General features: G+C 60.0%; 11 protein-coding genes and 1 tRNA gene. 6 read left to right on the forward strand and 6 right to left on the reverse strand.

The genetic code is table 11. The features are described 5' to 3' along the window. Positions 1-116 precede the first annotated feature (116 nt). The 4 genes from mutT to ISN39_RS17215 all read right to left on the reverse strand — a co-directional run bounded on the left by mutT (position 117) and on the right by ISN39_RS17215 (position 3,548). The gene (mutT, locus tag ISN39_RS17200; protein WP_039846256.1) at positions 117-530 is read right to left on the reverse strand and encodes an 8-oxo-dGTP diphosphatase MutT; all 414 of its coding nucleotides are present in this window, start codon (positions 528-530) and stop codon (positions 117-119) included. Beyond that, positions 527-1,309, reverse strand: coding sequence for a GNAT family N-acetyltransferase (locus ISN39_RS17205; RefSeq protein ID WP_194728308.1), 783 nt, complete (start codon positions 1,307-1,309; stop codon positions 527-529). The genes mutT and ISN39_RS17205 overlap by 4 nt, the downstream gene beginning before the upstream one ends. A gap of 7 nt (positions 1,310-1,316) precedes the next feature. Then, on the reverse strand, positions 1,317-2,558 hold the full coding sequence (argJ, locus tag ISN39_RS17210) for a bifunctional glutamate N-acetyltransferase/amino-acid acetyltransferase ArgJ (protein ID WP_194728309.1): 1,242 nt from the start codon (positions 2,556-2,558) through the stop codon (positions 1,317-1,319). 114 nt (positions 2,559-2,672) lie between these two features. After that, a complete protein-coding gene (locus tag ISN39_RS17215) occupies positions 2,673-3,548 on the reverse strand; it encodes a peptidylprolyl isomerase (protein WP_074069814.1) in 876 nt (291 codons plus the stop codon). A gap of 247 nt (positions 3,549-3,795) precedes the next feature. Here ISN39_RS17215 and secA point away from each other — a divergent pair, with 247 nt between their 5' ends. The 3 genes from secA (at position 3,796) to ISN39_RS17230 (ending at position 9,362) form a co-directional block, all read left to right on the forward strand. Further along, the gene (gene secA / locus ISN39_RS17220) at positions 3,796-6,510 is read left to right on the forward strand and encodes a preprotein translocase subunit SecA (protein ID WP_194728310.1); all 2,715 of its coding nucleotides are present in this window, start codon (positions 3,796-3,798) and stop codon (positions 6,508-6,510) included. A 162-nt stretch (positions 6,511-6,672) separates the two neighbouring features. Further along, the gene (locus ISN39_RS17225; RefSeq protein ID WP_194728311.1) at positions 6,673-8,082 is read left to right on the forward strand and encodes an oligosaccharide flippase family protein; all 1,410 of its coding nucleotides are present in this window, start codon (positions 6,673-6,675) and stop codon (positions 8,080-8,082) included. A gap of 2 nt (positions 8,083-8,084) precedes the next feature. Beyond that, positions 8,085-9,362 carry a GNAT family N-acetyltransferase gene (locus ISN39_RS17230; protein WP_194728312.1) on the forward strand — a complete coding sequence of 426 codons (1,278 nt, stop codon included), beginning with the start codon at positions 8,085-8,087 and terminating at the stop codon, positions 9,360-9,362. Here the strand turns inward: ISN39_RS17230 and ISN39_RS17235 are convergent. After that, entirely contained in the window at positions 9,346-10,986 is a 1,641-nt protein-coding gene (locus ISN39_RS17235; RefSeq protein ID WP_194728313.1) for an AMP-binding protein, read from the reverse strand. The genes ISN39_RS17230 and ISN39_RS17235 overlap by 17 nt on opposite strands. 208 nt (positions 10,987-11,194) lie before the next feature. Here ISN39_RS17235 and ISN39_RS17240 point away from each other — a divergent pair, with 208 nt between their 5' ends. Then, positions 11,195-12,172: an aldo/keto reductase gene (locus tag ISN39_RS17240; protein ID WP_194728314.1), complete on the forward strand. Its 978-nt coding sequence runs from the start codon at positions 11,195-11,197 to the stop codon at positions 12,170-12,172. A gap of 23 nt (positions 12,173-12,195) precedes the next feature. On the opposite strand, the gene ISN39_RS17245 is transcribed toward ISN39_RS17240, so the two are convergent. Continuing rightward, positions 12,196-12,780 (reverse strand): TetR/AcrR family transcriptional regulator, encoded by a 585-nt coding sequence (locus ISN39_RS17245; protein WP_194728315.1) that lies wholly within the window; start codon positions 12,778-12,780, stop codon positions 12,196-12,198. A gap of 125 nt (positions 12,781-12,905) precedes the next feature. Between ISN39_RS17245 and ISN39_RS17250 the strand changes: the two genes are divergently transcribed. Both ISN39_RS17250 and ISN39_RS17255 read left to right on the forward strand, forming a co-directional pair. Continuing rightward, the gene (locus ISN39_RS17250) at positions 12,906-14,201 is read left to right on the forward strand and encodes an MFS transporter (RefSeq protein WP_194728316.1); all 1,296 of its coding nucleotides are present in this window, start codon (positions 12,906-12,908) and stop codon (positions 14,199-14,201) included. Positions 14,202-14,323: 122 nt separating this feature from the next. Further along, positions 14,324-14,408: transfer RNA gene (locus ISN39_RS17255), tRNA-Leu, on the forward strand. The last annotated feature ends 266 nt before the right edge of the window (positions 14,409-14,674 follow it).

Consider the following 14,674-nt stretch of genomic DNA (forward strand, 5'->3'; position numbering starts at 1 on the left):
CCTTTTACTCACACGCCAGTTGCTTGAGTGAGGCCGAACTTTGGCAGAAGGTGATAAACGATCGATTAATAACTCCGGCCGAAACCGGCACTTTGTCGCAAGAAAGCGATAATTCGCTAAAGTAGATCCTGAAGCATAGGGATCAACGGCTCGTCGGCTGGCGGCATCGGATAATCCCTGAGGGCCATGGGTTTTACCCATTTCAAAGCCTGGCCCTCCCTGCCCTGGGGAATGCCCTCATAGCGGCGGCAGACATAAAGTGGCATCAGGAGGTGAAATGTGTCGTAGCTGTGGCTGGCAAATGTCAGCGGCGCGAGGCAGGCAACCTTGGTCTTGACGCCAAGTTCTTCCTCGAGTTCGCGCACCAAGGTCTCCTCCGGCGTCTCGCCAGGTTCGACCTTGCCGCCGGGAAACTCCCACAGGCCGGCGAGCGACTTTCCCTCCGGACGTTGTGCCAGAAGGATACGGCCGTCGGAATCGATCAAAGCGCAGGCGGCAACCAGCAGAATATTCTTGCCGGTTTCGCTCATTGCGCCTGTTCCCGGCGCCAGTAGCTATAGCGGTAAGCTTCGCGGAAACCGAGACGGCCATAGAGCGCCAGAGCTGGCACGTTTGCAGCCTTGACCTGCAGCCAGGCCGAGCGGGCGCTGCGCATGCGTGCCCAGCGAAGGGCAGACGTCAGGATTTCGAGGCCGAGACCCTCCCGCCGCCGCTTCTTAGCCACCGAAAGCGACATGATGCCGGCAAGATCGTTGTCCTGAACGCAAAGCACGGTTGCAAGCGGGCCGGTTTCCGGGTCCTCGATCATGAAGAGACCGCACGGCGGTCCGATCGCGTTAATGATCTCCGCAAGCGCCGGCTTCAGCTTCGGGGAGACTTGATCCGTCGCGAGATTGGCATCGACGAAGCGGCCGATGTCATGCGTCGGCAGGTGATCGAGCGTGTCCGGCAGTTCGGCATGCGCCAGGTCGCAGGTCATGACGATTGTCTCGTCGAAATGCGTCCATTGCCGCTCTTTGACGAGATCGATCAGAACCGGCGACGCAAGCGGTGTCTGGCGAAGAACGGCCGGGCGGCCATAAGCCTCGAATTTGCGGCTGGCCTTCTCCAGCCGGACTTCGACGTCGCGATGATCGGAAGGGTCGAGCGGCACGATGGAATTCAGCCGGTTCGACGGATGGCCCGCCGTCAGCCGTACCTGCCAGCTGCCGTCATATTGCACGGAAGAAGCCGGCCACGCCCGGAAACCGACAGCTTCCAGCCTGCGTACGAGCGGCAAATTTGCCTTTTGGGACAATGTTTCAGTCAATGAACGATCAGCTCCGGTAGTCGCCGTTGATCGCCACATACTCTTTTGTGAGGTCGCAGGTCCAGACCGTAGCCGCACCCGAGCCGAGCCCAATATCGACTTTAATCGGAATATCCTGCTTCTTCATTACATTCGAGGCGGCATCCTCCGAGTAATCAGGGTCGCGCTCACCGTTAACCGCGACACGTACATCGCCGAACCAGATGGCGAGCCGATCACGATCGGCCATCTCGCCGGCCTTGCCGACGGCCATCACGATGCGGCCCCAATTCGCGTCTTCGCCGGCGGCAGCCGTCTTCACCAGGGGCGAATTCGCGATCGAAAGCGCAATGCGCTTGGCAGCCGCATCGCTCTCTGCGCCGGTCACGTTGATTTCGAGCATCTTGGTGGCGCCTTCGCCATCACGGCAAACTTGCAGCGACAAATCCTTCAACACTTCATTGAGCGCCGCGCGGAAGGCGGCAAGGCGCTGATCGTCGGCACGCTCGATGCGGACCTGACCGTCCTCGGCGGCGGCGGCCGTCGCAAACAGCATCAGCGTATCGGAGGTAGACGTATCGCTATCCACCGTCATCGAATTGAACGTCGGGCCGACGCCGTCCGAAAGCAGTGCCTGCAGAGCGGCGGGCGCGATATCGGCATCCGTGACGACGAAGGAGAGCATGGTCGCCATGTCGGGTGCGATCATGCCGGCGCCCTTGGCAATGCCGTTGATCGTCACTTTCACGCCGCCGATTTCGGCACTGCGGGTCGAAACCTTCGGATACGTGTCCGTGGTCATGATCGCCTTGGCGGCTTCGAACCATAAATCGCCAGTCGCCTCGGCATGCATCCTGTCGAGAACACCTGCGAATTTCGTCGCATCCAGCGGCTCGCCGATCACGCCGGTCGACGCCAGATAGACTTCATTCTCGGCGCAGCCGACGGCAGCGGCAGCCGACTTTGCCGTCAAGGCGGTCGCCTGGCGTCCCTTCAGGCCGGTAAAGGCATTGGCGTTGCCAGAGTTGACGACGACGGCGCGCGCCACGCCATGCGGCAGATTGCCACGACAGAAGTCGACGGGCGCCGACGGGCACTTCGATCGCGTGAAAACCCCCGCAACGGCGGCCGGCTTGTCGAAGACCATCATCAACACGTCCGTCCGGTCCTTATACTTGATGCCTGCGGAAGCGGTCGCCATGCGCACGCCGCGCAGTGCCGGCATCGTGGCAAAGGTTTTCGGAGCGAGCGGGGAAACGGAACCGGACATGAGGATCGACCTGGCTATAGGCATTTCCAGGCGACTTGGAAAACGGTTCGCCGTCCGGAAATGCGACAACAGAGGATAGTGAAGGGCCCGGAAGAACCGGGCCCTGGATGGAAATTACTGCTGCGGCTGCGTTGCTGGCGCCTGCTGCTTGTTCGCGTCGTCGTAACCCTTGCGGAGCGTTTCGTCCATGATGTCGACCTTGGACGTTTCCTTCGCCTTGGCAAGGAGTGCAAGGTACTTATCGCGCATGACAAGCTGACGAACCTGGTCCTTGACCTGATCAAGCGGCGGCGGCGGAGCGTCGCGCTTGTCCTCGACCTTAATGACGTGGAAGCCGAAATCGGTCTTCACAGGCGTCTTGGAATAGGTGCCCTTTTCGAGAGAGAAGGCTGCGTCCTCGAATTCCTTGACCATGCGACCCTTGGTAAAGTAGCCGAGATCGCCGCCGTCAGCCTTGTTCGGGTCGGTGGACTTTTCCTTGGCAAGTTCTGCAAAGTCCTTGCCGCCATCCAGCTGCTTGATGACATCCTTGGCCTCTTCCTCGGTCTTCACGAGGATGTGGCGAGCATGGACTTCTTCCTGCTTCGGAAGGGCTGCGACTTCCTTGTCGTAGCGCGCCTTCACTTCATCGTCGGTAACGGTATCGACGACATGCTTCTTGAAATAGGCATTATGCAGTTCGCGATCCGAGAGATACTGTATGCGCTTCTTGAATTCGCTGGTCTGATCGAGCTTCTCGGCAGCCGCATTGCCGGCGAGCAGCTTGACGTCGATCGCGGCCGAAAGCGCGGCAACCTTCTTCTGATCGTCCGGGAGCTGCGCGAGCTGGGGATCGAGGTTGGCGACGGCCAGATCGAGTTCCGACTGATGGATCTCAAGGTCGCCGACCTTGGCAACGACTGCATCCGGCTTGTCTTCCGCATAGACCGGCGCCTGGAGCGCAACGAAAGTTGCAAGCGCCATCACGGCGAGTTTGTTGTAGCTCAACATCGAATAACCTTTCAGAGTTACATCACCGGCTTCAGCATTCGTGAATCCAGCCCAAAACAGCCATCAACACTGGAATGTGGCCTTTCTATATCAGCCAAATCCGTTGACATCATTCGACCCCCCTCTTATCTGTCACGCAACCTCGCGTCCAGAAAAGTTTCCTGGCGTTTCGAGACGTGTGCCTGATTTTCGGCTGGGTGTGCGTATAAGAAAAGCCGGGGAAGAATATTGAGAAAGGACCAGTCATATGGTCAGCTTCGGCGGTCTCGCCCGCAAAATATTTGGCTCTGCCAATGATCGCCGCGTGCGGTCCTTCCAGCCGAAAGTCGCCGCCATCAACTCGATCGAAGAGAAGACGAAGGCCCTGAGCGACGAACAGCTCGCTGCCCAGACGGTCGAGTTCCGCAAGATGCTGGCGAACGGGAAGACGCTCGACGACATTCTCGTTCCGGCATTCGCCGTCGTGCGCGAAGCCTCGCGCCGCGTACTCGGCCTGCGGCCTTTTGACGTGCAGCTTGTCGGCGGCATGATCCTGCATTCGAACGCCATCGCCGAAATGAAGACCGGTGAAGGTAAGACGCTCGTTGCGACACTTCCGGTTTACCTAAATGCGCTTGCCGGCAAGGGTGTCCACGTCGTTACTGTGAACGACTACCTTGCCCGCCGCGACGCCGCCAACATGGGCCGGATCTACAACTTCCTCGGGCTCACCACGGGCGTCATCGTCCATGGACTGTCGGATGAGGAGCGGGCTGCCGCTTACAATTGCGACATCACCTATGCCACGAACAACGAACTCGGCTTCGATTATCTTCGCGACAATATGAAGTATGAGAAGGGCCAGATGGTCCAGCGCGGCCACAACTTCGCGATCGTCGACGAAGTGGACTCGATCCTGGTTGACGAAGCACGCACGCCGCTGATCATCTCCGGTCCGCTCGACGACCGCTCCGATCTCTATAACACGATTGACGCTTTCATTCCGCTCTTGTCGGGAGAAGATTACGAGATCGACGAGAAGCAACGTTCGGCGAACTTCTCTGAAGTTGGTACTGAAAAGCTCGAAGGCCTCCTAAAACAGGCCGGCCTCCTGAAAGGCAGCGCGCTCTACGACATAGAAAACGTCGCGATCGTCCACCACATCAATAATGCGCTGAAGGCCCACAAACTCTTCCAGCGCGACAAGGACTACATCGTGCGCAATGGTGAAATCGTCATTATCGACGAATTCACCGGCCGCATGATGCCGGGCCGCCGCTATTCGGAGGGCCAGCACCAAGCGCTGGAAGCCAAGGAAAAGGTGCAGATCCAGCCGGAAAACCAGACGCTGGCGCAGATCACCTTCCAGAACTATTTCCGCATGTACGGAAAGCTCGCCGGCATGACCGGTACGGCGCAGACGGAAGCGGAAGAATTCGGCAACATCTACGGCCTCGATGTCATCGAAGTGCCGACCAACCTGCCGATCCAGCGTATCGACGAAGACGACGAGGTCTACCGGACCTTCGAGGAGAAGTACAAAGCGATCATCGCCGAGATCGCAGACGCCCAGAAGCGCGGCCAGCCGGTGCTCGTCGGCACGACCTCCATCGAGAAATCCGAACTTCTGGCTGAGCTGATGCGCAAGCAGGGCTTCAAGGACTTCCAGGTCCTGAACGCCCGCTATCACGAGCAGGAAGCGTATATCGTTGCGCAAGCAGGCGTGCCGGGCGCGGTCACGATCGCCACGAACATGGCGGGCCGCGGTACCGACATCCAGCTCGGCGGCAACCTCGACATGCGCATCGAGCGCGAGCTTGGCGAGGCCGAGCCTGGCCCGGAACGCGACGCCAAGATTGCAGCGATCGCCGAGGAGATCCAGAAGCTCAAGGAGCAGGCGATCGCCGCCGGTGGTCTCTATGTCATCGCGACGGAACGCCATGAAAGCCGCCGCATCGACAATCAGCTCCGTGGCCGTTCCGGCCGTCAGGGCGACCCGGGCCGCTCCAAGTTCTATCTGTCGCTTCAGGACGACCTGATGCGCATCTTCGGCTCCGATCGCATGGACGGCATGCTCCAGAAGCTTGGTCTCAAGGAAGGCGAGGCAATCGTCCATCCCTGGATCAACAAAGCTCTGGAGCGCGCCCAGAAGAAGGTCGAGGCCCGCAACTTCGATATCCGCAAGAACCTGCTGAAATACGACGACGTGTTGAACGATCAGCGCAAGGTGATCTTCGAACAGCGCCTCGAACTGATGGAAGCTACGAACATCTCCGAGACCGTTTCGGATATGCGCCGCGAGGTCATCGAGGACCTCGTCGAGAAGCATATTCCCGAGCGCGCCTATGCCGAGCAATGGGATGCTGCCGGATTGAAGGAGCAGGTTGGCGCGCTTCTCAACCTCGATCTGCCAATCGAGGACTGGGTGAAAGAAGAAGGCATTGGTGAAGACGATATTCGCGAACGTCTGACGGAAGCGTCCAACGCTGCCTTCACCGAAAAAGCAGAGCGTTTCGGCCCGGATATCATGCACTATGTCGAGCGTTCGATCGTGATGCAGACATTGGACCATCTCTGGCGCGAGCACATCGTCAACCTCGATCACCTGCGGTCCGTCATCGGCTTCCGCGGCTATGCCCAGCGCGATCCGCTGCAGGAATACAAGTCCGAAGCCTTCGAGCTCTTCCAGACCCTGCTGAACAGCCTGCGCGAGGCTGTGACGGCGCAGTTGATGCGCGTCGAGTTGGTGCAGCAGGCGCCCGCCGAGCCGGAACTGCCGGTCATGCAAGCCCAGCACCTGGACCCCGACACGGGCGAGAATGATTTCGCGCCGATCTACCAGGCATCCGAAGTGATCGTCTCGCCGGAAAACCGGGATCCGAACAACCCGTCCACCTGGGGCAAGGTCGGCCGCAACGAGCCGTGCCCCTGCGGTTCTGGCAAAAAATTCAAGCACTGCCACGGTGCGTTTGCCGAAGCCTGAGCGACGGCAGGCAGCTGAAGAATGCCGCCTTCGGGCGGCATTCTTTTTGCGCGAATTAGACTGGCGGTTAAGGATAATCTGCTCGCCACAACCGTTTCTTAATCCTGATCTGACAAGAGTTCTGACACGATTTGCCTGAGTTCAGAGTGTTGCGTGTTCGTAATGGCGGTCATTGAAACAGCGGAAAGACTACTGCCTGCGGGCCTGCGTCCAGCGGGAAGCCGTCTGCTGCGCGTGCTTGCCGCAGTTCTGACCGGGCACGGCGACAAGGCAACCGCACAGCGGATGGCACTTACCGCCTTTTCGATCCGCATAGTGAGCGCCGCCCTCGCCTTCATTTCCCAGATCATCCTCGCGCGCCTCATGGGCGAATATGAATACGGGATTTTCGTGTTTGTCTGGGTTCTGATCGTCCTGTTCGGCGATCTCTCCTGCCTCGGCTTTCACACCGCGATCGTTCGTTTCCTGCCGCAATACAAGGCTGCAGGTGCCTTGGAGGAGATTCGCGGCCTGACGGGAACGGCCCGTACCTTCGCCATGCTTTCCGGAACGCTGGTGATGGCTGCCGGTATGGCGGGACTCCATTTCCTGGGCGACAGGATTGAGTCCTATTATCTCATTCCTGTCTTCCTTGGCCTTCTCGCCATGCCGATGATCGCGCTCGGCGACATTCTGGAAGGCACCTCGCGTGCCAATCACTGGCCGGTCATGGCGCTGAGCCCGGTCTACATCATCCGGCCTGTCCTCATAATTCTCTTCATGCTGGCAGCGATCGGAGCCGATGCGGAGCATTCTGCCGTCACCGCCATGAAAGCCGCGCTGGCCGCAACCTATGTCACCGCCATCGGCCAATACATCGCGACACTCCTCCGCCTGCGCCGCCACTACAGCGAGGGACCACGCAGGGTCGATTTCCTCAACTGGCTGAACATCGCCTTCCCGATATTCCTGGTCGAAGGCGTGAGCTTCCTCTTGACCAATTCGGATGTGGTTGTCGTCGGCATCTTCCTCGAGCCGCATGACGTGGCGATCTATTTTGCCGCCGCAAAGACGATGGCGCTGGTGCATTTCATCATGTTCTCGGTAAAGGCAGCATCCGGTCCACGCTTCTCCAGCCTCATCGCAGAAGGCACCCGCGAGCAGCTTGCCGCAGCAGCAATCGACGCTGCGCGCTGGACCTTCTGGCCGGCGCTGGCCCTCGGGCTCGCAGTCGTTGCAGCCGGTCACTTGCTGCTGTCGCTTTTCGGCGGAGCCTTTACGGCAGGTTATGTTCTGATGGCGATCCTGCTTGCGGGCATCCTCGCCAAGGCCCTCGTCGGTCCGGCCGAAACGCTGCTGATGATGGCCGGAAAGCAGAACCTCTGCGTCGCCCTCTATGCGGCGGCGCTCACGGCAAACGTCTCCTTGAATATCGCCTTGATCCCGCACCTTGGCACCGTCGGCACTGCGATCGCGACGGCATCGGCAATGGGTGTGGAAGCGATCCTGCTGCACATCGCCGTGCGCCGGGCGCTCGGCATTGTCCTTTTTGCATTCAGCCGCCCTCCGGCAACGATAGAAACGAGAGCCTGATAATGGTGCGTGTCCCCCCCGTTACCGAAAGCACCGATACCAATGCCAATCGCATGGTTCACGAGCTTGCCTCGATAAACTTCGACTTGCCGCAGGCCGAAGCGCGCGTCGAGATCGGACGTCCGGGCCGGGAGCTCTGCCTCTATCCGGGCAGGCTCGGCTATGAATTGCAGGACGAACTGGATTTCCTTTCGAACCGTGCGATGGAGCCGAATGTTTTCTTCACCGGCCGCTTCCTTGCGCCCGCCATGCCGCGGCTTGAAGACCGGCAAGTGAATTTCGCACTGATCCGCGATGAGAACGGCCGGCGCAGCCGCTTGCGTTTCCTGATGCCGTTCTCTGTCGAAAGACCCGGCTTTGCCGTCGGCCCCTCGATCATCCGCGCATGGTCGAACAGCTTCGCGCCGCTCGGCACCCCCCTGGTGGATGCCGAAGATGCGGCTGAGACGCTGGACAATCTTTTTGAAGGCTTGACGGCGCGCGATCTGAACCTTCCCGCAACGTTGGTGCTGCCGGATATTCGCCTGAACGGCATCTTTGCTCGCATGGCAAAGGCGGTCGCGCTGAGCCGCAACCTGCCGGTCACGGTCACCAATCCATCGCAGCGGCCTATGCTGCAGAGCGAGGACGACGCTATGGCCTATCTTGGCCGTACCATCTCTTCTTCGCATAAAAGGGAAATGCGCCGTCAATGGCGGCAGCTCGAAGAGCTCGGAACAGCTGTCTATGGCGTCGCGCGCCAGCCCCGCGATATTCATGTGCGGTTTGAAGAATTCTTAGCAATGGAAGCCGGCGGCTGGAAAGGCAAGAGACGAAGCGCGCTGGCAACCGACCGCTACCACACGGCCTTTGCCCGCGAAGCCGTCTCGAACCTTGCGGCGATCGACGCGGTGCGCATTCACACGATCGACCTGAACGGCAAGGCGATCGCGGCAACAGTCGTGTTGATGATGGGCGGCGAGGCCTATACTTGGAAGACGGCCTACGACGAGGCCTATGCCCGCTATTCTCCGGGCAAGCTGCTGATGGCCGAACTGACGGAGTGGCATCTCGACGATGCGAATATCGTGCGTTCCGATTCCTGCGCGGTGCCGGATCATCCGATCATGAGCCGTTTCTGGCAGGAGCGCGAGGAAATGGGAACGCTGGTGATCGGCCTGACGCAGAACGGCGACCGCGATGTTCGGCAGGCCGCCGCTCAGTTGCATATGTATCGCAGCACCCGGAATATGGCGAAGATGCTGCGCGAGAAGATCATATCGCTTACGCGGCGCGGTTAGGCCCCTCGCCGGCCGCCTTTTCGCGCAGAAGTCTGCGGATGACCTTGCCGGTCGTCGTCAGCGGCAGCGCGTCCACGAATTCTACCTCGCGCGGATATTCGTGCATCGAAAGCCGCATCTTCACCCAATCGCGGATTTCAGCGCCGAGCGCATCGCTGGGCGTGCAGCCAGGTGAAAGCACGATATAGGCCTTGACGATCTCGGTGCGCACCGGATCCGGCTTGCCGACGACGGCAGCGAGCTGCACGGCCGGGTGGCCGCACAGACAGTCCTCGATTTCGGCAGGACCAATGCGATAGCCTGACGAGGTGATGACGTCATCATCCCGGCCTTCGAAAATGACGTAGCCCTCGTCATCCTGATGACCGAGATCGCCGGTTAGCAGCCAGCCTTTGATGAACTTCTTCCTGGTTGCCTCGCCGTCGTTCCAATAGCCGAGGAACATGACCGGATCGGGCGCCTTGATAGCGATCTGGCCTGTCTCGCCGGGGGACACTTCATCGCCGCTCTCGCCGATGATAGCAACCCGGTGACCGGGAACCGCGCGGCCGATCGCGCCTGCCTTCGTGACACCATAGCCTGCACTGGAGGAGAGTACGAAATTGCACTCCGTCTGGCCATAAAACTCATTGACGGTGATGCCGAACGCCTGGCGCGCCCACTCATAGGTTTCGCGACCGAGCGATTCACCGGCGGAGCCGATGGTGCGCAGATTGAGATCGTATTTCGCGCGGGGATCACTGATCGATTTCAGCAGGCGGAGCGCTGTCGGCGGAATGAAGGCATTCCGCACCTTCATCTCGGCCATGATGCGATAAGCCATATCGGCGTCGAACTTCTGCGCCGGAGAGGAAACGACAGGAACGCCAAGCAGGAGGCTTGGCAGCAGCGCATTCAGCAGCCCGCCCGCCCAGGCCCAGTCCGAAGGCGTCCAGACCTTGTCGCCGGGCTGCGCAAAACCTTCATGCGCGAGTTGCATACCGGGAATGTGGCCCGCTAGAACGCGATGGCCATGCAACGCGCCCTTGGGCGGCCCCGTCGTGCCTGATGTGAAGATCATCAACGCCGGATCTTCCGGGCTGGTCGCAGCAACGTCTAAAAGCGGCGGATGCGCCTCGACGAGCGCTCCGAAAGCAATCGCGTCGCCGCCATCGATGCTGATGACCGTGCTGAGTTCCGGCAGGTTTTCACGAATCTGGTTCACCCGCTCCAGTCCGAACGAGTTGGTGACGATCGCAGCCGCGCCTGACGTTCTCAGCCGGTATTCCAGTGCCTCGACGCCAAAGAGCAGCGCGAGCGGCAGCGCAATCGCACCCATCTTGTAGATCGCCACATGGGCGATCGCCGTCTCGAAACATTGCGGCAGAAGCAACGCGACGCGATCGCCGCGGCGAATGCCGAGCGACGTCAATGCATTGGCAAAAGACGACGAGCGCTCCGCCAGCGCGCCGTAGGTCATCGACAAATGACGGCCATCCGGGCTGAAATGTTCGAGGCAGATGCGTTCCGGTGCCTGCGCCGCCCATTCGTCGCTGACGGCACGCCCGATATTGAAGTCTTCCGGAATCTCCCACGAAAAATCGCGATAAAGACCGTCATAGCGGTCGCGGGCGGGAAGTCTCATACTCGAAATCCAGTGAATGCTGCACCAGCTAACACCTTGCGGCGATCGAGTGCAAGTTCGCTTGATCGCGTGTTTCAAAGCTCCACCTCATGATCGCACGGATACGCCTGAAATATTCTTTCGCCGGATTGCTGACATTCTCACCGATTGCGCCCTACATCACCCCGAGGTGTCTCGGGGGATTGAGATTCATTCACGGAGTCAATTCATGGACTATGTCAAATTCGGAGGCACTGGCCTTGAAGTTTCGAAGATCTGCCTCGGCTGCATGACCTTCGGCGATCCGGGCCGCGGCAATCACGCCTGGACGCTCGGCGAGGAGGAAAGCCGCGCGATCATCAGGCAGGCACTCGATCTTGGCATCAATTTCCTGGACACGGCGAATACCTATTCCGACGGCTCGTCCGAGGAAATCGTCGGACGGGCAATCAAGGACTTGAAGCGCGAGGATATCGTACTCGCGACCAAGGTCTTCAACCGCATGCGCCCCGGTCCGAACGGCGCTGGTCTTTCCCGCAAGGCGATCTTTGACGAAATCGACAACAGCCTGCGCCGACTCGGCACGGATTACGTCGACCTCTTCCAGATCCATCGCTTCGACTACACGACGCCGATCGAGGAAACGCTGGAGGCGTTGCACGACGTCGTGAAGGCCGGCAAGGCGCGCTATATCGGCGCCTCCTCCATGTACGCTTGGCAATTCGCCAAGATGCTCTACACCTCGCGGCTGAACGGCTGGACTCAGTTCGTGAGCATGCAGGACCATGTCAACCTTCTCTATCGCGAGGAGGAGCGCGAGATGCTGCCTTTCTGCGAGGACCAGAAGATCGCTGTCATTCCGTGGAGCCCGCTTGCCCGCGGCCGCCTGGCGCGCGACTGGGACGAAAAGACCGCCCGCACGGAAACGGATGAATTCGGCAAGACGCTCTACAGGCAGGCCGAAGATGCCGACCGCAAAATCATCGACACGGTCGGCCGATTGGCGAAGACACATGACGTCTCCCGAGCCCAGATCGCCACTGCTTGGATCTTGCAGAAGAGCGCGGTGACCGCACCGATCATTGGCGCATCCAAGCCGCACCATCTTTCGGACGCCGTTGGGGCATTGGCTGTCAAGCTCAACGCCGAGGACGTCACCGCTCTCGAAGAGCCTTATGTTCCGCACCACGTGGAAGGCTTCAAATAAAGCAGACACATGCCGGCGGGCACTCAGGCGTCGACATATTTTGCCGGTGCCAGCTTCTCCCGCATCGTCGAAAGGAACTGACCGGCCAATTCGCGATTTTCGACCGCGCGCGCCAGACTGACGGCCCCCATCATTGATGAGAGCGTCGTAAAGCCATTCTTGCGGCGCTCCTCAAGCGTCTCACCCGGAACGATCTCCGCCAGGATATCGACAAGCGTGGAAAGCCCGTCGTTGAAGGTTTCCCGCACCGCACCGCTGCTGCGGCTCACCTCTTCCATCAGCGCCACGAAGACACAGCTCGAGCCTGGATTGTCGACGGAACACCAGGAAACATAGTGGTCGAGGAGCGCTTCCAGGGGGCGATCCGGAGCATCGGCGATAAGAGCCTTCCATCGCACTTCCACCCTGGCGATCAGCGCACGGCTGACCTCCAGCTGCAGCTCTTCCTTTGATTGGAAGTGGCCATAGAACCCTCCATGTGTCAGCCCGCAGGCTTTCATGATATCGGCAACCCCTACGCCATCAAACCCGTTTTCGCGGAACATTACGCCCGCGACTTCCAGGATCTTCTGGCGGTTTTCTGCAAATTTTTCGCGGCTGACGCGCATGATCCGGCTCCGAAAAATAGTCCCTTGACAAATTATATGACGCCTATCATCAATACGCAAGAAACATGATGACCATCATCTAAATCAGTGATGTATCGATCATTCCCACGAATGGAACTTGCCCCATGGTTTCCACTGCGCTTGCCTCCACCCTTGCACGCCGCAACATCCATTACGGATGGATCGTTGTCGGCGCGACTTTCCTGACCATGCTGGTCACCGCCGGCGCCATGGGCGCGCCGGGCGTGCTGATCAAGCCGCTGCAGGACGAGTTCGGCTGGGAAACTTCGCAGATTTCCTCCGCACTTGCGATCCGCCTGGTCCTCTTCGGCCTGATGGGTCCCTTCGCGGCGGCTTTCATGAACTATTTCGGTGTGCGCAAGGTCATCGTCTTCGCGCTTGCGCTGATCGGCGCGGGCTTCGTTGGCTCGCTCTTCATGACATCGCTTTGGCAGCTTCTGCTGCTCTGGGGCATCGTCGTCGGTTTCGGCACGGGCCTGACGGCCATGGTTCTTGCAGCGACCATATCTGCCCGCTGGTTCACGAAGCACCGCGGCCTCGTCGTCGGGATGCTTTCGGCAAGCTCGGCCACCGGTCAGCTCGTTTTCCTGCCGCTGATGGCGGAACTAACAGAACGCTACGGCTGGCGCTCCACGGTCTTCTTCGTCTGCGCCATGATCATGGTTGCCGCACTTGCCGTGCTTGCCTTCATGCGCGACCGGCCCTCCGACTTAAACCTGCCCTCGCTCGGCGAAGCTCATGTCACGCCGCCGCCGGCACGCGGCACGTTGGTCGGCGCGCTGAAGACGCCGATCACGATCCTGAAAGAGATCTCCGGAACTTCGACCTTCTGGATCTTGTTCGCCACCTTCTTTATCTGCGGCCTCAGCACCAACGGCCTGATCCAGACTCATTTCGTCACGCTTTGCGGCGACTTCGGCATCCTGCCTGTCGCGGCGGCCAGCGTTCTAGCCGTAATGGGTATCTTCGATTTCTTCGGCACGATCGGCTCCGGCTGGTTGTCGGACCGCTTCGACAACCGCTGGCTCCTCTTCTGGTATTACGGTCTGCGCGGGCTTTCCTTGCTTTTCCTGCCCTTCAGCGATTTCAGCTTCTACGGTCTTTCGATCTTCGCGGTGTTCTACGGCCTCGACTGGATCGCCACCGTTCCGCCGACCGTAAAGATTGCCGCCGACCGCTTCGGCCGGGAGAAGGCCGGTCTGGTCTTCGGCTGGGTCTTTGCCGGCCATCAGCTGGGCGCGGCAACCGCTGCCTATGGTGCCGGCCTTTCACGGACCGAGCTGTCGAGCTACCTGCCGGCCTTCTTCGTTGCCGGCGCCTTCTGCCTGCTCGCCTCGATCCTCGCCATCACGTTGAAGAAGTCCGGCTTGACCGAACCGGCACCGGCTACCGCACACTGATTGCAAAAGGCTTTCCACGGAACATCAAGCCGGAAGCCGTATCAAATCAGCCTGATAAGCCCGCCCGCCGTCTTGCGCGGTCGGGGGTCGCATGTTAGACACCCGGCTCGTCGGTATCCGTTGCCCCATTGGCGGAATTGGTAGACGCGCTCGACTCAAAATCGAGTTTCGAAAGAAGTGCTGGTTCGACCCCGGCATGGGGCACCACCGACGAAAAACGATCCGATAATTCGTATAGGTCGTCGTCTGGCTCTTCGTCGTCCAGCCGAAGATCGCCATCAGTTCTTCGTCGGTCGCACTGTTCTCAGCGGCGATCGTCGCTCCCGCCTTGCGGGGGGCCGGGTGCAGTGGAACAGCTCGGCCTGGTCGCACCAGTCACGCATCTTGTTGCCGGGGCCGTTGACCGTGAACGGCTTGCCGAACTCCGTCGCTGGCACGACCCTTCGGCTTAAACCGGTTCAGGCGACCAACTC

The sequence above is a fragment of the Rhizobium sp. 007 genome (assembly GCF_015353075.1).
Classification (GTDB): Bacteria; Pseudomonadota; Alphaproteobacteria; order Rhizobiales; family Rhizobiaceae; genus Rhizobium.